Raw genomic sequence first — 16,243 nt, 5'->3', positions numbered from 1 at the left:
TGCTGCTGTTTTCCAATTTCGTTAGTGTTTTATTCCATCGCAATTGGATCTCGTCATATGTGTCATTTTAGGTGTTCTAGTGATGTCGTGTGTTCTAGTGCCCAATTCTATTAATCACTTGGATCAATTCCATGCGGATGTTGTCTGGTGTTTGGCTATGCCAGAAACCTGCTAAGTAAGCGCCCAGCGGTAGGATAAATAATGCGATAAGCACTAATGCGAGCAATCCTTTATGACCGAGCCTGTGGCCGGATTTCAGTCCAAGGCCGAGGGCGGCGGATTTAGGGCAAGCTGCGACACAGCGCATGCAGGCTTGGCACTCGTCACTGCGAACCGTGGTTTTAGTGTGCACTATGATGTTTGCTGGGCAAGCGCGGGTACACTTGTCACATTTCATTCCTTTCGCTTCGATAAGACAGTGCTGGGTATTGCGGCGAATTTTTAATGGGCTTGCAAAGCTTAAGATCCCAAGCATAGCGCCATAGGGACACAAGTAACGGCAGAATCCCTGACGACGCCATGCAGCTAAAGCGAGGATCAGCGCAAATACCAGTAGCGTGATTAGGCTGGGTGTTAGGAAGAACAATGCCATCTTTAAGTCGGCAATCTTATGATAATTACCTTCAAGATAATGGGGGATGGATTGTGCTGGCATACCAATGACTATGTAGCAAAGTGCTAGGAGTAATAGATATTTCAACATTCGCAGTGGCCAATCTAGCCAAGCGGGTGGTGTAAGCTCTGATTTAATAAAGCGTTTTCTAAAGGAATACAGGTATTCCCCTGCCAAACCTAATGGGCAAGCCCAACCGCAAAATGCCCGCTTGCAGAGTAAACCTGTGAGTAATACCGCCGCTAGCATGACTGCTGCCGCAGGATGGGTTTGATCCCACAAATTGAGGCTGATAATGGCTTTAAGCTCAATGCCACCCGCAATCGGTAAAAAGGCATCGACTACGTCTGGGCGCATTAGCCAAGGTGTGATTCCTTGCTTAAGCAGTACGGTATTGATTGTGTATTGTATGGCAACCAGCAAGAGCGATAGCGCTAAAACATGTTGAGTCCCTTCACGAAGGGTATTGATTTTAATTTCACCCTTGAGTGCATCAGGCGCAAATTTATGCCCAAGTAGCATCAGTGGTAGTGCAATAAGAAGCCCGAGAGCCAGTGGCCAATAAAGACTCATTGCCACCGCACCGATACTGAGCAACAGTGTGGCGACCGCGCCCCATTTCTGGCCGCTCCAATAGCTGAGGGAGGCGAGATACATGAGTGCCAACATCAGCGTGAGTGATTCGATAAAAGTCATAGTGATGAATACAGCTTATAAGTTACAAGTACAGGCTCTGAGTGGTGAACTGAGGATAAGTTTTTGAGTAATAAGTGAAATTGTGCGTCAGATCTAAGATTCGCGCTATCAATCAATTAAAGCGCGCCATAGCTCACAAAGCTAAGTGTTTTAGTCTTGCACAAATAAAGTATGGCTTGCAGGGACAGAGGGCGAGGTCACACAAAGAATAAAAAGCCCCAGCAATTTAGTTTGCTAGGGCTTAGGAATTCAGTGGGGCATTTGGATTAATTTTTTGATTTTTCGAGTGCTTCGATAAATTTGCTCGATTCGTTAATCGAGGTGTTCATCTCTTTAATCAGGGCCGAAATATCGGTTTGCAGACTCGCAAATTCGCTTTTAATCGCACCAATGGCTTGGGCGTTCAAGTTATGCTTGAGATACAGCATATTATCTTTCATGGCGGTGAGTATCGGCGGCATTTTTGACTCGGCACGGCGCATACTTTTGATCAATTGTTCATAGGCGCGGCGCGTTTCTTTGAGTTTAGCTTCACTGTTGCGGCGTAGATTAGCTTTACTGATCTCGCTAATTTCATTTTGCCACTCATCGAACAGTGCTTCGGCTACATCTTCGACTTTATTGATGCGGTTGCTGACGTTGTCGGCGGCACTTTGAGCCGATTCGTATTCATCTTTGGCTCTGCTATAGGCTTTTTCTAAGTTGCCATCACTGTAATTGAGCAGTGCTTGCATTTCTTCTAGGGCAGAGCTGAACTCTTTTTGAGCATCCTGTTGGGATTTTTTCGCATCTTTAACTCTGTCGACCATAATATCGCGTTTATGGTAACCGACCTTTTCCATTGCGCCGTAGTAGGCACTCTGGCAACCACTAAGCAGGAGACTTGTGGCAATCAGCCCTGAAGCTATCAGTCTTTTCATTGGGTGTTCCGTCGCTGAATGAAATTAATTAATCGGCTTTAAATCGCGCCGCATCGATAATGCTCCACAGATGAAAGATAGCACCTATTACCGCGGGCACAATCAGCCACCAGAGGGCATAACCCACCACTGTTATAATGAAAAATAACAGTGCGGCCATTATTCTGCCTTGCAATAATTGGCCTAGCCCAGGAAAAAATAGGCTAGCAATAGCGGAAATAACGTTACCTGCAGATCCTTGTTGAGACATCAATTCACTCCTTAGACTTGTAAATTAAGTGTTTATTGTACGAAGATAACGAGTCTATACCAACAGAATCAAGAGAAACCCGTGACTAAGAAGATAGAACTGGCACAAATTCGCGCCTTATTCCTCGGGATCTGGCACTTCCTGCTGCATTTGAGACGGCGTTTAGTTGAAGATCAAATCAATATTCGCGCCGGACATTTAGCCTATGTCACACTGTTGTCACTCGTGCCTATGGTGGCGGTGACTATGTCTATGCTGTCAGCTTTTCCGGTATTTAAGGGGATACGTGGACAGATAGAAGGTTTCGTTTATCAGAATTTTTTACCCGCCGCTGGCGATACTGTGCAAGTGTATATCAATGAGTTTGTGGCCAATGCCTCTAAGGGGACTGCGGTTGGGATTGCGGCCTTAGTTGTGGTTGCCATTTTGCTGATTTCTGCCATTGATAAATCGCTCAATAACATTTGGCGTACTAAAGAGAAGCGTTCAGTGGTGGTGGCTTTTTCTATGTATTGGATGGTCATCACTTTGGGCCCGGTATTGGTGGGGGCCAGTTTGGTCGCCACTTCCTACGTGGTGTCATTGAAGGTCTTTGACGGTCAGTTGTCGGGTGTGGTGCCCGTGTTTCTTGAGCGTTTACCTATGCTTTTCTCTGTGGCGGCATTTTTGTTGTTGTATATGGTGGTGCCTAATCAAAAAGTGAAGTTTCTACATGCACTATTAGGGGCGATTGTTGCCGCAATCTTGTTTGAGTTAGGCAAAAAAGCCTTTGCTTTGTATGTCACTCAGTTTCCGAGTTATGAAGCGATTTATGGTGCTTTAGCCGTGATCCCCATTATCTTTGTCTGGGTGTATTTATCGTGGATGATAGTATTACTCGGCGCGGAAATTACCGCCGCTATGCCTGAGTATTTAGATTATGAGTCGAGCTCAGATGATGACGAAACCGCTCTGAATGCTAAGCCCCTAGAAAATGCCTCTCAAGATAATTCCGATGCGGTGTTAACTTCGGCTGAGGTGACGGCACTCAAGGCGGTGGCTAAATCTGAATGACCCCATTAGAGGATTATTAATGGCGATGACACTGAATGCCTGAATCCTTCCCATCTTTTATCCGTCGCGACTGGTTTAACGTTGGCAATGGTCAGCAATTGCATCTGGCGCAATACGGTAATCCACAAGGTATCCCACTGCTGTATTTGCACGGCGGTCCAGGAGCGGGTTGTGATATCGGTGATTTAGCTTTATTTAATGGCGATCAATATTGGATTTTGCTTTTAGATCAACGCGGGTCTGGGCAATCTTTACCCTTTGACGATTTAGCCAACAACCATCTCACTGGTTTGATTAGCGATATTGAGGCGATTCGCCTTGCATTGGGTATTGAGCGTTGGTGTTTAGCAGGCGGCTCTTTTGGGGCCACATTAGGCTTAATTTACAGCGGATTATTCCCAGAGCGGGTGATTGCACAGGTACTGTGGGCGTTATTTATTCCATCCAAAGAAGGTCTCGACTGGCTCTATGGCGCTGACGGCGCGGCAAAATTGCAACCTGCTGCTTATCGACTCTTCAATGACATTTTTCCGGTTCAGTTATCGCTGATTGAATTACTGGATTCATATCATCTAGGTTTGGCATCAGCCGATGAAAATGTGCGATACCATTTTGCGCGGCGTTGGGTGCAGTGGGAGTTGCAGCTTGCGGGGGCGAGGTTAGTGCTACCAAGGCTGTTACCCGAATCCGTATTAGCATTAGCCAATATCGAGTTACACTTTGCTCGACATAATTACTTCAATGCCATGAATGTGTTACAGCGCGTGACGCCTAGAGTGAAGGCGCGTAGTGTGTTATTGCAAGGAATGCAGGATGCGATTTGTCCAGCGGCGCTATTACGCGATTTTTTGGCTGGGTTGGAGCATGCTATTACAATTCAATCTGTTGTCGATGGCGGACATATGCTCAATAGTGAGTCGTTGTTTTTGGCGGTTACAGCAGAAATCCATGCTATGTGGTCGTGGATACATCAAAGGGAAATACAATGAAAACATTGCTCATCAGTGCCAGTTTACTCGGATTAACCGCCTGTGCCGCTACGGCGCCCTCGCAAACCAGCGCGATTGACCCAGTGGCGACTCAGGAGGTCGTGAGTGCCCCTGTCGCGCCCAAAGTTGTTGAACTCGGTGGGTTGACCAATGAAACTGCCGCTGATCGCTTGTACCAAGCGCTGATTAACGCAAATTATCTGGCCACCCAAGTTGCGCCGACTAAAGTTGCTGTGCAGTTTGGCAATAACCAATTCTTGCTTGAGCCGAGTATCAATTCAGCGGGAATTGACCGTATTTTAATGAATCGCTTCTATGCTGTGCACCCGCAATTGCAGGCTAGCCAAGAGTTGCCTGCCGTGATTGGCACCTTGAATCAGAAGCTTAATTTTGCCAAGTTTGTGTTGTTGGACCAAGGCGCAGTGATCCAAGTACAAGGTACAGTGACCTTTGCCGACCGTATTGAAATAGAAGAGTTACGTCGTTTTATGCTGTGGACGAATGGCGGCTTAGCGCAGGTCGTACAATCTTTGCCTGATGGCGTAGAGCAATATATCCGCCCGCTCCCGCTAATGCCGCAAATGGTTCCCGTTAAGCCTTAATCTAAAAGGAAAAGTTGTGATTGCGTTAATTCAAAGAGTGAGTCGCGCCAGTGTAGTGGTTGATAACCAAACCCTAGGTGAAATCAATAAAGGCTTGTTGGTTCTGCTCGGTGTCGAGCAAGAAGATACCCGCGAGAAGATGGAAAAGTTGGCGACTAAAGTCATGAGTTATCGCGTTTTTTCCGATGAAAATGGCAAGATGAATCTCAATCTAGAACAAGTCGGTGGGTCTTTATTAGTCGTGTCACAATTTACCTTGGCCGCTGATACAGGCCGAGGCTTGAGGCCGAGTTTTTCAGGGGCGGGTACGCCGGATCAAGCCCTAGGCTTGTATGAAGAGTTTGTCGCATTCTGCCGCGCTAAGGGCGTTCATACAGAAACCGGACAGTTCGGCGCCGATATGCAAGTGTCCTTAGTCAATGATGGCCCAGTGACCTTTAATCTGCAGGTGTAGCTTCTATCGTGATGTTTATCTAGGGGTCTAGGTGATGGGGGGTTAGGCATAATCAATGTCGCTTGTACCAAGGGAGTATTAAGGGAATGCACATGGATCAATTACTCATTAAATTACGCCAGACTTGGCACAGTACGATCCCCGTTAGCGAGTTTATGCAGATAGTGCCACTCGATTACAGCGAGGGAGAATTTCGAGTCACAGCGCCGATGAAACCCAATATTAATCTGCATCAGACCATGTTTGCGGGCAGCATTTATACCTTGATGACCTTAACGGGCTGGGGTGCCGTGTGGCTAAATCAACAGTTGGTGGGCGTGGCGGGTGATATTGTGCTCGCCGATGCCCATATTCGTTATCTTGCTCCTGTGACTTGTGACCCTGTGGTAAAAGTACAATGGCCAGATGTGGATCTCAGCTCGTTACAAAGGGGGCGCAGGGTTAAGGTGAAGCTGGAAGTGCAATTGTATTGTATGGATTCACTGTGTGCGGTTTTTGAAGGCCTGTATGTTAGTACGTCGAAAGTATGAATGCGTTGAAAACAACTTAGTGTATTTGTATGTCGAAGGTGACGTATAACCTTTCTAAAAAATCGAAGCTAATCTCAGATTTTATCCGCTTTATTTCTTTTTTATGGGCTAATACACTAGCGTCATAGAGTTGAGATATTCCATCTGACTCTGAGTCATTTACCTATTTTCGGAGCAGATTATGTCTAAAGTCTTAATTTTAAAATCAAGCATTCTTGGCGGTTATTCACAATCTGCCGTGTTAATTGACCACTTAGCGAGTCACTGGGAAACCCAAGGCGCCGTTATTACAGTGCGTGATTTAGGCGGTAAAGACGTACTGCCTATGGTAGACGGTGAAATCGCTTCTGGGTTACGCGGTGGTGCAGAATTATCGGCACGTCAGCAAGAAATGCTCGCCTTATCAGATACCTTAGTCGCTGAATTAAAAGCGAACGATACGATTGTTATCGCTGCACCTATGTACAACTTTACGATTCCGGTTCAACTTAAAAACTGGATCGATTTTGTCGCCCGTGCTGGTGTGACTTTTACTTACACTGAAACAGGTCCAAAAGGATTAGTGGAAGGTAAACGCGCTGTGTTAGTGACGACCCGTGGCGGCGCTCACAAAGATGGCCCAACGGATCATGTTGTACCTTACTTGAAAACGGTTTTAGGCTTTATGGGGATCACTAATGTTGAAGTGGTTTACGCCGAAGCGCTGAACATGGGTCCTGAAGCACACGACAAAGGCATGGGCGAAGCGAAACACAGTATCGATCAGCTGAAAGCTTAATTGTCCCATTGATTAGCTGAGTCATTTGATTTAGCTGAATAAATAATGCCAGCCCTTAATAGGCTGGCATTTTTGTATGTGCATTTCAGCTAAGCACGCTTGGCTTAAGTGGCTAGGTTTGAGCAACTAGACTCGAGCGGCTAGGTTTAAGTCGCAGATTTAGCTCTTATTCGCAAAGGCTGCAGCCTTTGGCGAGGGTGCTTGTCTCAACATAACGCACCTTAGTGCTGGCTTGGTCGCGATTACGACTGATGCTAAAGCGTGTATGGCGTTCAGTTTCAAGCGGCTTTTCAGCAGGGTTAACCTGTGTGGCTTCAAACTGTAACGCTTTGGCATGATTCGTTTTATGCATACACCACCTCGCAGATATCTAAGTCATCACAATATACAGACTGGCCTGATTAGCGCCGCACAACCAAGGCTTAAATTAGCTCGGCTGGCAGCAGACTAAATCTTTAAGCGAACCGCCATTCATCACGCAACTAAAACCATTGGTCTTGAGGATATCGCAGCCTTTCTGCGCTCGAATACCCGCGCCACAGTAGAGCACGAAGGGATGTTGCTTATTGTCGACTTGGTGTAACCATTGGTCGAGTGTTGGCAGCGGCACATTAATGGCTTGGGGCAAATGACCTGAGGCAAATTCCTCCGGCGAACGCACATCAATCACCCGTGCGCCTTGTTCAATCAATTGCCAACATTTTTCGCCCGAGTGGCTGCCGGATAACTTAGCCAGTAAAGATTGAAACATAGCATTGCCCCTACCATTAGAAAATTTTCAATAAGTTTATTCTAATGAATTGGCGAGTGCAAGCGCTGCAGATTATCGGCAGTGAATGGTTTTTGGCATTGCCGGCACTAGGCAAGTAGTTAGAGGCTAGACACATTAGCTCTTTGATAGTGAATGATGTCGTGGAATACCACGGCTTGCTCGTTTAGATTGCGATAGCCATGGGATTTGTCGGCCGCAAATCGTACCGCTTCACCTTGCTTGAGTTGTTGCCACTCGCCATCGACTAGCACTTCCATAGTGCCGCTCAAGACAATGACATGCTCAGTGACACCCGTTTCATGGGGCTCAGAAAGCCGTTCATAGTGTGGCAGCAGGGTGAGTTCAAACATCTCGAAACCGAAGCGCTCTTCAAAGGGGAAGAGTGAGGCGACTAGCATGCCGTCGGTGGCGGGTTGTTGGCGTAACTCGTCGGGCTTACGGAATACTGCGCCTTGGCTCTGGGGTGTGGGTTCGAGAAAGGTCGACAGCGAGATATTGAATCCACTGGCTATTTTCCATAGCGTCGCAATGGTTGGGCTTGATTCACCGCGCTCGATTTGTCCTATCATGGCCTTACTAACGCCCGTCTCTTGGGCGGCTTTATCTAAACTCCATCCCTTTTGGTTGCGAAGTGCTTTAAGCGTGGTGGCGAGATAGCTGTTTATCGTCTGCACAATGGCCCCATCATTTTTATGAAAATTTAGTTTGTACGTTATAACGCACAGGTGTTATCTTGTCCATCTCGTACGTTATAGCGCACAAAAAGCTATCTTGTTCATTTTATAAGTTATAGCGCACAAAGTAATGGTGACACTAATTGCAGAAAAAGGGAGTGGATATGTGGCGAGATGCAGGGAGTTTATCAAAAATATCAGCGGGTTTTATTGCGGTATTAGTGGGTTATAGCAGCTCGGCGGTGATCATCTTTCAAGCGGCGGAGGCTGTGGGTGCGACACCAGCACAGATCAGTTCATGGCTGTGGGCTTTAGGTGTGGGCATGGGCGTAACCAGCATAGGGTTATCGCTTTACTACAAGAATCCTATTCTAACGGCTTGGTCTACACCGGGCGCGGCGCTGATGGTGACTAGCTTAGCGGGGTTGAGCGTCAACCAAGCCATAGGCGCTTTTCTGGTGAGTTCGATTTTAATCACTCTTTGCGGGGTGGCGGGCTGGATGGATAAACTTATTCGTATCATGCCGCAGTCAGTCGCTTCAGCCATGTTAGCGGGGATCCTGCTGCAATTTGGGCTAGGGCTATTTCAGGCGATGCAAACCCAGCTGAGCCTCATATTAATCATGCTGTTGGTGTTTGTCGTCGTTAAGCCTTTTGCGCCGCGTTACATCATCTTGCTGACCTTGCTGGTGGGCATAGGCATGAGTTTTCAATTAGATTTGCTCAAGCTAGATGCGGTTCAGTTGCAACTGGCGATGCCGGTGTGGACTACACCTGAGTTTTCGCTAGCGAGTGTGATTGGGGTAGCATTACCGCTGTTTGTGGTGACTATGGCCTCGCAAAATATGCCGGGTGTCGCTGCGCTGCACGGTAATGGTTATAGGCCGCCCATTTCACCTTTGATCACGAGCACAGGGTTAATCGGGGTAATTCTGGCGCCCTTTGGCGGTTTTGCCTTTAACTTATCCGCCATCACAGCGGCGATTTGTATGGGTAAAGAAGCTGACCCGAATCCCGCGACCCGTTACTGGGCGGCGGTGTGGGGCGGGGTATTTTACTTTATCACTGGGTTACTCGGTGCCACTGTGGTTGGTCTGTTTTCCGCTTTCCCGAAGGAGTTAGTACTAGCCATCGCCGGATTAGCCCTGCTCGGCACTATCGCCAATAGCCTGACCGCCGCATTAGCTAAAACGGAAGATCGCGAAGTGGCAGTGATCACTTTTTTGGTCACGGCATCAGGTTTTAGTGTGCTGGGCATCGGCAGCGCATTTTGGGGGCTGTTGCTTGGGTTTATTATCCATTGGTGGAACGGGCACAGAACTGCATCAGTAGTTAAGCGAGCGAATACTTAACTGCAGCAAAGCGCCTTAGAGATGAATTTCAAAGACTAAGGCGCATGTGTTTTAGATTCTCTTCGTCATAAACACGCTATTGGGGTCGAGTTGGTAGCCTTCGAAGGGGCCGCAGATTTCAAAACCAAATTTGCAGTACAGCAGGCGAGCGGGGTTGAAGAAGTCCATCGAACCTGTCTCTAGACTCAGGCGTTTAATGCCAGCAGCTTTAGCGTCGTTGATCAGGTGCTGCAATATCTTAGACGCTATGCCCTGTTGCTTATAGGGCGCGGCGGTGCGCATGGATTTGATCTCGGCGTGCTCGGTATCTAACCATTTTAGTGCACCGCAGCCCGCTAAATTATTGCCATCCCATAGGGTCCAAAAGCGAATATTGGGCTGACGCAGGCCGTCAAGATCTAATGCGTGAACGCTTTCAGGCGGAGAGGTTGCCCGCATATCGTCGAGGTGTTCCTGCAGTAAAGCCGCAATCTCAGGCCCTTTAAGGTCATCTAAGGTTATTTTCATGGCTCTTATGGTGGATTTCATGGCAGATCGGGTGCTCCCTATTATTGTGGCTTATCCATAATGGCGTCATCGCGCTTTGTCGTCTGTTTGCCAATGCGCCATGGTGGATAAGCAAATGCTAGGCCAAGCGTTTTTAGCTTTAGCTAAAGCTAAACGCAGAATCAAAGTCAAAGTCGTGGGGTTTCACCCCCCTGATTTTTAATCAAGAGTCGACCAAAAGGGGAAAAGCGCCTGTTCCCCTTTTGGCTTATTTATAAAACATGGCCCGGCGTCCCCAACGGAGTTGAAAGCCCCTTGGGCATTAAGCGTCCTTATGCTATCGCGTCAGACGCTCGTCCCTGATTAGACTGACGCTATCTCGGCATCTGATAGGCAGGACGCCTGAATGTCGAGAAGGGCATGGATGCACGAGAACGACCATGCCTCGATCACGCAACGAACGCAAATGCCCTGCGGCAACTCCGAGGGGGTGGTGTATTCCTTAGGCTCAGGTGTTATTGGTCAAATTTTGAATGAAAAAAGTTATGCCTGTTCGATCTTATTGCGGAGCCGCATGCAGGGTGGTGTGGGGGCTGGAGGCTAGATACCTCCGGCTACCCGATTATATTTACCTTGCACTGCCGAAAATTTTGGCAACACAGCGATCACACCCAAAGATAGATGTAACTAAGCCTAGCAAAGCAAGACAGCCAAGAAATCCAACTAACGCATTGAAATAAATATTCTGTGCACCTTCATTAATAATAACTTGATGTACAGCATAACCTCCGCCAAATAACATAACAGCGCTTAGTACACCCAATACTGGTCGCTTCCATTTTTTTTGAGGCATGTCGCCCCAGAAACACACTAAGCCATTTATTGAACAGAGCGAACACTTTTTTTGCGAGTAGATCATGTGAATCTCGAAAAAATATAACGCTTCAAGAACCGGCGCTGCTTTCAGCGTCCGGGTTACTTGATTTGTTAGAACCTTTGCTGGACGATAATTTTTGTTCATCTGCAGCATCAAGAAAAAGCTTTTTCATGGCCTCCGGTCTACTTGCAAAAATCTGATAACCACCGATCAAAAGTGACAAGATGACCGCAATAATCGAAATCCAGAAAGACATTTTTGAATCCGATAAATATTCTTCAACCAACATATTTTTCTCATGAAGCTCATCAGCTATATTATTAACATCGCTGACTATATTTGGATACGCTCCGCTTGCTTTTATACGTATATTTTCAAAATAGTCTTTTTGACCCACTTGTAATTTGTCGAATGGATTTACCTCTTCATACTCAATAATTATTGGTTCAATTACTGGTAATAGGTCTTTTTTCCCTTCTCTAAAAGCGTTGACACGAATATCATTTAATACAATAGATAATGGAACATCTACTCCATAATATTTTGATTTATCTGAAAAAACAGCCTTCCAACCACTTACTGTTGGCTGTGAACGCAATGATTGTTTTATTGCGTCAAGATCTCCGCCGTTTAAGGCAATCGTAGAAATATCTTTTTGTAAGACATCCTTCTCTAAATATGTCTTTTCATCTATTAATAGAAGTGAAAGAGAAGTCATTGCCGATATTAATGGAGCTAAAATAAGTATTAAAAATAATCGCCTTGTTCTGTTCTGTTTCGACATCCTCTCTAAGACAGCTTTTTGATAGTGAAGCCTTCTATTGCGCTCTTTAATAAAACTTTCAAAATTGCTTTCATCAATATTATCATTCAATTAAAAATACTCCGAATACTAAAGAGGTTCTAACAGTGTATTACCCGCACTTCTAATGAAACCCAAACAATAATGGACTCGAAGTTTGAGAAATAAGAGTAAATAATTCAAAAGTGCCAGTAAGTTAGCATCCATTACGGTGAGTTTCCAATCTTTTTCCATGCAGAAAAAGCGAGACTTTATATACCAAGAAGTATTTTGGCGCGGTATGTAAATCAGAAAATATGAAAAGACTGATATTTTCAATTACTTAATGTTTTTTGAAAATAAAAAACGATACTTCTTTGGCTCGTTTTCCCCGAGGGTTGTCACTTTTCTATTATACCTGTACTTATACAGTCATAAGCGCGACACCAAATTTAACAAGCTACCCATTGTTAAATTTCCTAAATGTTCAGTTGTAAATAGCAATTTTTCAAAGTGTTAATCTGACTCTAGTCTTTCAAGCCAGCAGGTTACGCAGATGCTCGAAAGGCAAACCATGGTGATTGGTGAGACGACCGTCCGCCCCATGGACGGGGCGGTCGAGCATCCAAGGATGGACTGGCTGCGTGTCGTCGAGCCTGTACCATGGTTGGCCTCACTCCGTGGCGTGTCGTCGAGCCTGTACCATGGTTGGCCTCACTCCGTGGCGTGTCGTTGAGCCTGTACCATGGTTGGCCTCACTCCCACGGCAAATACATCAGTTCTATGAAAGGGGTGAGGCTATTTCAGGTGGTTTTGTGGTAGTTGTGGCTGGCTTAATAGGGCAACGATGAGGATGAAGTCGTCTTCTTTTGTGAAGTACGTGGTATGTTTACCGATAGGAAAGTAGAATCCGTTGGGGTAAATATCATCGCAGCTTCTGCCTAATCCGGGGTTATCGGCTAACATTTGCAAGCCGGATATTAGGCTTTCTTTGTATTTGTGCCACTGCGACTCAGAAAAGTGTTGAATGGTGTAGTCTTTAATCTTTAGTAAGTGAGTTTGAGCTAACTTACTCAGTTTATAGCGTTTATTTTCATGTAAGTTGCTACAGGGCGTTAAGAAAATCTTCACCATCAACGACATTAGCTTTCGCTAAGTCTTCTTTAGCAGCGTTGAAGCAGTGTTTAAGGTAATCCGCTTTCATCGCCTCAAGCTGTTCGAAGTCGTGGATAGACATCACGACAACCGCATCTTTATTGTTTTTGCTGATCTTGATGGGTTCGCGTTGAGCATTTAGCAGTAACTCACCGAAATTTCGTTTGGCGTCATTGGCTGTTAATGTTTGCACGATTAAGCCCTCTTATTTGGAAATACAGTGGCAGTATAGTGCATTGTGCGAAACGCACAAAACGATTAAATCGTGCGATCTTTTCCGAAAACAAGCGCGTCATAAATTTTTATCGCCAGTAAAAGGCACAGGCTACAAGATCAACCACGTTGTGCGAGTTCCCTAATCCGCTCACTATTAATTATCCTTTCCGATTCTCAACATTATCCAAACGAATATAAAAATGGCCGAGGATAAGCTCGGCCATGATTTACTCGATTAAGCGTAAAACGGGTAGGTTTAGTAGTACTTCTTCAAATAACTCTCGGCGTAGTTTTTGAGTTTTTTGTTTGAGCTCGCGGTTGCAATATTCTCAATCACATCGCGGTAAGCGGTATTCCCTGAACTAGCTAGCGCTTTTGCCATGTTGGCATAGGTATCGATGGCGAGTTTGTCATTGGCCATTAAGCGTGGTGTTTTCAATTCGTTACTGAGTACGGCCAGGATAAAATCATCGTACTGGCGGTCATCTATGATGTGTTTAGCCGCGAGACGCATTAATTCTAAATCATTGCTGCGTAGTGCATTGGCGAAGGCATTATTTTGCTGACTTTGATCGGCAGTATATTGGCTTTTATCCGCAAGAATCGCATTCCATTTTTTATATATCGTTATGTTTTCTAAAGCCTGACCTGCGTATTTTTTGAGTTTTTTAGGATAATCACCATTAACAATCTTGTTGATGGTTTCGCTGTACTTATCATTGCCTGAATAAGCTAAGCCTTTGACTAACCAAGCACTGTAGTCAATGGCATTTTTTTCAGTGGCTTGGGGCAAAGATGCGAGTAGCTTTGCTTCGAGCGCATCAAAAATGGCAGGATCGGATAAACCAGCGATGGTGAGTGATTCAATGGCTTCTTTTTGCTTGAATTGGTTATCACCCTTAAAGATTTCTTGATAGGTTTCAACCGTATATTCCTGAGCCAATAAAGGCGAGCTTAATAAACTGATGCTAAGCAGCATACCTGCAAACAGTGGTTTCATGGTGATGTCCTTATGTGGTTTTTATATGTTGTTATTGGGCCCAGCGTTTAAAAATCAGCGAGGTATTAATGCCGCCAAAGGCGAAATTATTACTCATGACATAATCTGTGTCGATTGGGCGCAGTTCGTTACGGATATAGTCCAAATCAGCGCATTGTGGGTCGATACTTTCAAGATTGAGTGTCGGCGCAAACCAGCCCGCATTCATCATCTCAATACTCACCCAAGCTTCTAGTGCGCCGCAGGCGCCTAAGGTGTGGCCCGTGTAGCTTTTAAGGGATGAAATCGGCATACCAGCACCAAAAACTGCATGGGTCGCGTGGCTTTCGGCGATGTCACCGCGATCCGTTGCCGTGCCGTGGGCGTTCACATAACCTATGGCGCTAGGCTCAAGCTGGGCATCTTTGAGCGCCAATCTGATAGCGATTTCCATGGTCTGCGCGTTTGGTTGGGTGACGTGTTGGCCATCTGAATTCGTGCCAAAACCGACTAACTCAGCATAAATTTTTGCACCACGTGCCTTGGCGTGTTCGAGCTCTTCGAGTACCAGCGTACAGGCACCTTCGCCAATCACGAGGCCATCACGGCTCGCATCGAAGGGGCGTGGCGTGAGTTCGGGAGTGCTGTTTTTAGTGCTAGTGGCAAATAAGGTATCGAACACGACGGCCTCTGTGGGGCAGAGTTCTTCACCGCCGCCCGCCAACATTAAGGTTTGATGACCGTATTTGATGGCTTCATAGGCGTAACCTATGCCTTGGCTCCCCGAGGTGCAGGCGCTGCTAGTGGTATGAATTCGGCCCTTTAAGCCGAAAAATACCCCCACATTTACCGCTGTGGTGTGTGCCATCATGCGGATATAACTCGTGGCGGTGACGCCCGACATATCGCCGGTTTTCAACATATCGCCAAAGGCGATGATGGCATCGGTACTGCCAGTGGACGAGCCATAGGCGATACCCATTTCACCCGAGGACACGATAGGATTGTCTAACAATCCCGCATCGATTAATGCAAGTTCACTGGCGCGGGTCGCCATGATGGAAACCCGACCCATAGAACGAATTTTCTTGCGCGAATAATGGCTTGGCACTTCAAAGTCGGTAATGGGCGCGGCTAAGCGGGTATTGAGACCATCGTATTTATCCCATTCGCCCATAGCGACAACACAGTTTTTCTGCGCCTTAAGGCTCGCCGCTATCGTCGGCCAATCATGGCCTAGGGCGGTAATGCCGCCAATGCCGGTGACAACCACTCGTTTCCCTAAGCGGGTTTGATTTGTCGGCTCGCTCATTTAGATCATGCCTCCATTGACTGATATCACTTGGCGAGTGATATAGGCGGCATCGTCAGACATTAAAAATGCGGCTAAGGCGGCGATTTCACTGGGTTTACCCATGCGGCGCATCGGCACCAATTGCTCGACCATATCCTTAGGAATATCGGCCACCATGTCGGTTTCAATCAAGCCGGGAGCGATACAGTTGACGGTAATTTTGCGTTTTGCTAGTTCTAATGACAATGCCTTAGTTGCGCCGATAATACCCGCTTTTGAGGCGCTGTAATTGACTTGGCCACGGTTGCCAGCAATCCCAGAAACCGAAGCTAAGGTGATGATACGCCCGCCCTTGCGGCCTTGTACCATAGGCATAACACAGGGGTGGATGACATTATAAAAGCCGTCTAAGTTAGTGTGGATGACGCTGTCCCACTCGCTTTCTGTCATAGCAGGAAAGGCGGTGTCGCGGTTGATGCCAGCATTGAGGATCACGCCATAATAGGCACCATTGGCCTCGATGTCGGCTTCAATGGCGGCTCTGACGGTTGCGCGGTCGGCCACATCAAATTTCAGCAGGCTCACATTCACCCCAAGCGCGCGGATTTGCGCGGCAGTGTCATCTGCAGCTGCTTGGTTACTGTGGTAATGCAGGGCGATATCGAAACCCGCAGCGGCGAGTTTTAGGGCGATGGCTTTACCAATACCGCGGCTCGAACCGGTAACTAATACTCTGTTATTCATCTGTTTTCTCCGCCCCATTTTATCGTTA

Annotated in this window: 21 protein-coding genes; 7 read left to right on the top strand and 14 right to left on the bottom strand. The window is 46.6% G+C overall.

The window, feature by feature from the left end; all coding sequences use genetic code 11:
- Positions 1-94: 94 nt before the first annotated feature.
- The 3 genes from KO537_RS14350 to KO537_RS14340 all read right to left on the bottom strand — a co-directional run bounded on the left by KO537_RS14350 (position 95) and on the right by KO537_RS14340 (position 2,479).
- Positions 95-1,309: a 4Fe-4S binding protein gene (locus tag KO537_RS14350; protein WP_105251123.1), complete on the bottom strand. Its 1,215-nt coding sequence runs from the start codon at positions 1,307-1,309 to the stop codon at positions 95-97.
- 266 nt (positions 1,310-1,575) lie between these two features.
- Positions 1,576-2,229 carry a DUF2959 domain-containing protein gene (locus KO537_RS14345; protein WP_105251124.1) on the bottom strand — a complete coding sequence of 218 codons (654 nt, stop codon included), beginning with the start codon at positions 2,227-2,229 and terminating at the stop codon, positions 1,576-1,578.
- 28 nt (positions 2,230-2,257) lie between these two features.
- On the bottom strand, positions 2,258-2,479 hold the full coding sequence (locus KO537_RS14340) for a hypothetical protein (RefSeq protein WP_006079786.1): 222 nt from the start codon (positions 2,477-2,479) through the stop codon (positions 2,258-2,260).
- Between the two features lie 81 nt (positions 2,480-2,560).
- Between KO537_RS14340 and KO537_RS14335 the strand changes: the two genes are divergently transcribed.
- The 6 genes from KO537_RS14335 (at position 2,561) to azoR (ending at position 6,885) form a co-directional block, all read left to right on the top strand.
- Positions 2,561-3,532, top strand: a complete 972-nt coding sequence (locus KO537_RS14335) for a virulence factor BrkB family protein (RefSeq protein ID WP_219234720.1) — start codon at positions 2,561-2,563, stop codon at positions 3,530-3,532.
- A gap of 35 nt (positions 3,533-3,567) precedes the next feature.
- Positions 3,568-4,521 (top strand): alpha/beta fold hydrolase, encoded by a 954-nt coding sequence (locus KO537_RS14330; protein ID WP_219234719.1) that lies wholly within the window; start codon positions 3,568-3,570, stop codon positions 4,519-4,521.
- Positions 4,518-5,123 carry a hypothetical protein gene (locus KO537_RS14325; protein ID WP_219234718.1) on the top strand — a complete coding sequence of 202 codons (606 nt, stop codon included), beginning with the start codon at positions 4,518-4,520 and terminating at the stop codon, positions 5,121-5,123. The genes KO537_RS14330 and KO537_RS14325 overlap by 4 nt, the downstream gene beginning before the upstream one ends.
- Before the next feature lie 16 nt (positions 5,124-5,139).
- Positions 5,140-5,577 carry a D-aminoacyl-tRNA deacylase gene (gene dtd / locus KO537_RS14320; protein ID WP_113941328.1) on the top strand — a complete coding sequence of 146 codons (438 nt, stop codon included), beginning with the start codon at positions 5,140-5,142 and terminating at the stop codon, positions 5,575-5,577.
- A 92-nt stretch (positions 5,578-5,669) separates the two neighbouring features.
- Complete coding sequence (locus KO537_RS14315) at positions 5,670-6,107, top strand: thioesterase domain-containing protein (RefSeq protein ID WP_219234717.1); 438 nt, start codon at positions 5,670-5,672, stop codon at positions 6,105-6,107.
- Between the two features lie 181 nt (positions 6,108-6,288).
- The gene (gene azoR, locus KO537_RS14310) at positions 6,289-6,885 is read left to right on the top strand and encodes an FMN-dependent NADH-azoreductase (RefSeq protein ID WP_219234716.1); all 597 of its coding nucleotides are present in this window, start codon (positions 6,289-6,291) and stop codon (positions 6,883-6,885) included.
- Positions 6,886-7,051: 166 nt separating this feature from the next.
- Here the strand turns inward: azoR and KO537_RS14305 are convergent, their stop codons facing one another.
- The 3 genes from KO537_RS14305 to KO537_RS14295 form a co-directional block, all read right to left on the bottom strand.
- The gene (locus tag KO537_RS14305) at positions 7,052-7,237 is read right to left on the bottom strand and encodes a hypothetical protein (RefSeq protein WP_219234715.1); all 186 of its coding nucleotides are present in this window, start codon (positions 7,235-7,237) and stop codon (positions 7,052-7,054) included.
- A 75-nt stretch (positions 7,238-7,312) separates the two neighbouring features.
- Positions 7,313-7,636 (bottom strand): rhodanese-like domain-containing protein, encoded by a 324-nt coding sequence (locus KO537_RS14300; protein ID WP_219234714.1) that lies wholly within the window; start codon positions 7,634-7,636, stop codon positions 7,313-7,315.
- Between the two features lie 119 nt (positions 7,637-7,755).
- On the bottom strand, positions 7,756-8,331 hold the full coding sequence (locus tag KO537_RS14295; protein ID WP_219234713.1) for an XRE family transcriptional regulator: 576 nt from the start codon (positions 8,329-8,331) through the stop codon (positions 7,756-7,758).
- A 164-nt stretch (positions 8,332-8,495) separates the two neighbouring features.
- Between KO537_RS14295 and KO537_RS14290 the strand changes: the two genes are divergently transcribed.
- Positions 8,496-9,683 (top strand): benzoate/H(+) symporter BenE family transporter, encoded by a 1,188-nt coding sequence (locus KO537_RS14290; protein WP_131524016.1) that lies wholly within the window; start codon positions 8,496-8,498, stop codon positions 9,681-9,683.
- A 51-nt stretch (positions 9,684-9,734) separates the two neighbouring features.
- On the opposite strand, the gene KO537_RS14285 is transcribed toward KO537_RS14290, so the two are convergent.
- The 8 genes from KO537_RS14285 to KO537_RS14250 form a co-directional block, all read right to left on the bottom strand.
- Positions 9,735-10,211, bottom strand: a complete 477-nt coding sequence (locus KO537_RS14285) for a GNAT family N-acetyltransferase (RefSeq protein WP_219234712.1) — start codon at positions 10,209-10,211, stop codon at positions 9,735-9,737.
- A 586-nt stretch (positions 10,212-10,797) separates the two neighbouring features.
- Positions 10,798-11,022, bottom strand: a complete 225-nt coding sequence (locus KO537_RS14280; RefSeq protein ID WP_219234711.1) for a hypothetical protein — start codon at positions 11,020-11,022, stop codon at positions 10,798-10,800.
- 91 nt (positions 11,023-11,113) lie between these two features.
- Positions 11,114-11,920, bottom strand: coding sequence for a hypothetical protein (locus KO537_RS14275; RefSeq protein WP_219234710.1), 807 nt, complete (start codon positions 11,918-11,920; stop codon positions 11,114-11,116).
- A gap of 705 nt (positions 11,921-12,625) precedes the next feature.
- Positions 12,626-12,970 carry a type II toxin-antitoxin system RelE/ParE family toxin gene (locus KO537_RS14270; RefSeq protein WP_346345248.1) on the bottom strand — a complete coding sequence of 115 codons (345 nt, stop codon included), beginning with the start codon at positions 12,968-12,970 and terminating at the stop codon, positions 12,626-12,628.
- The gene (locus KO537_RS14265) at positions 12,933-13,175 is read right to left on the bottom strand and encodes a type II toxin-antitoxin system Phd/YefM family antitoxin (protein ID WP_006079801.1); all 243 of its coding nucleotides are present in this window, start codon (positions 13,173-13,175) and stop codon (positions 12,933-12,935) included. The genes KO537_RS14270 and KO537_RS14265 overlap by 38 nt, the downstream gene beginning before the upstream one ends.
- Positions 13,176-13,454: 279 nt before the next feature.
- On the bottom strand, positions 13,455-14,198 hold the full coding sequence (locus tag KO537_RS14260; RefSeq protein WP_219234709.1) for a hypothetical protein: 744 nt from the start codon (positions 14,196-14,198) through the stop codon (positions 13,455-13,457).
- A 31-nt stretch (positions 14,199-14,229) separates the two neighbouring features.
- Entirely contained in the window at positions 14,230-15,489 is a 1,260-nt protein-coding gene (locus KO537_RS14255) for a beta-ketoacyl-ACP synthase (RefSeq protein ID WP_173242743.1), read from the bottom strand.
- Positions 15,490-16,215, bottom strand: coding sequence for a 3-ketoacyl-ACP reductase FabG2 (locus KO537_RS14250; protein ID WP_105251139.1), 726 nt, complete (start codon positions 16,213-16,215; stop codon positions 15,490-15,492).
- Between the last annotated feature and the right edge of the window lie 28 nt (positions 16,216-16,243).

The organism is Shewanella sp. NKUCC01_JLK (genome assembly GCF_019345615.1).
GTDB classification, from domain to species: Bacteria; Pseudomonadota; Gammaproteobacteria; order Enterobacterales; family Shewanellaceae; genus Shewanella; species Shewanella oncorhynchi.
This window is presented reverse-complemented; position numbering and strand designations above follow the sequence as displayed.

What these genes read in the sequence shown, in the direction of transcription:
- KO537_RS14350 (WP_105251123.1), bottom strand. Translation starts at nt 1,309, where the DNA reads ATGACTTTTATCGAATCACTCACGCTGATGTTGGCACTCATGTATCTC.
- KO537_RS14345 (WP_105251124.1), bottom strand. Translation starts at nt 2,229, where the DNA reads ATGAAAAGACTGATAGCTTCAGGGCTGATTGCCACAAGTCTCCTGCTT.
- KO537_RS14340 (WP_006079786.1), bottom strand. Translation starts at nt 2,479, where the DNA reads ATGTCTCAACAAGGATCTGCAGGTAACGTTATTTCCGCTATTGCTAGC.
- KO537_RS14330 (WP_219234719.1), top strand. Translation starts at nt 3,568, where the DNA reads ATGCCTGAATCCTTCCCATCTTTTATCCGTCGCGACTGGTTTAACGTT.
- KO537_RS14325 (WP_219234718.1), top strand. Translation starts at nt 4,518, where the DNA reads ATGAAAACATTGCTCATCAGTGCCAGTTTACTCGGATTAACCGCCTGT.
- KO537_RS14315 (WP_219234717.1), top strand. Translation starts at nt 5,670, where the DNA reads ATGGATCAATTACTCATTAAATTACGCCAGACTTGGCACAGTACGATC.
- azoR (WP_219234716.1), top strand. Translation starts at nt 6,289, where the DNA reads ATGTCTAAAGTCTTAATTTTAAAATCAAGCATTCTTGGCGGTTATTCA.
- KO537_RS14305 (WP_219234715.1), bottom strand. Translation starts at nt 7,237, where the DNA reads ATGCATAAAACGAATCATGCCAAAGCGTTACAGTTTGAAGCCACACAG.
- KO537_RS14300 (WP_219234714.1), bottom strand. Translation starts at nt 7,636, where the DNA reads ATGTTTCAATCTTTACTGGCTAAGTTATCCGGCAGCCACTCGGGCGAA.
- KO537_RS14290 (WP_131524016.1), top strand. Translation starts at nt 8,496, where the DNA reads ATGTGGCGAGATGCAGGGAGTTTATCAAAAATATCAGCGGGTTTTATT.
- KO537_RS14285 (WP_219234712.1), bottom strand. Translation starts at nt 10,211, where the DNA reads ATGAAATCCACCATAAGAGCCATGAAAATAACCTTAGATGACCTTAAA.
- KO537_RS14280 (WP_219234711.1), bottom strand. Translation starts at nt 11,022, where the DNA reads ATGCCTCAAAAAAAATGGAAGCGACCAGTATTGGGTGTACTAAGCGCT.
- KO537_RS14270 (WP_346345248.1), bottom strand. Translation starts at nt 12,970, where the DNA reads ATGTCGTTGATGGTGAAGATTTTCTTAACGCCCTGTAGCAACTTACAT.
- KO537_RS14260 (WP_219234709.1), bottom strand. Translation starts at nt 14,198, where the DNA reads ATGAAACCACTGTTTGCAGGTATGCTGCTTAGCATCAGTTTATTAAGC.
- KO537_RS14255 (WP_173242743.1), bottom strand. Translation starts at nt 15,489, where the DNA reads ATGAGCGAGCCGACAAATCAAACCCGCTTAGGGAAACGAGTGGTTGTC.
- KO537_RS14250 (WP_105251139.1), bottom strand. Translation starts at nt 16,215, where the DNA reads ATGAATAACAGAGTATTAGTTACCGGTTCGAGCCGCGGTATTGGTAAA.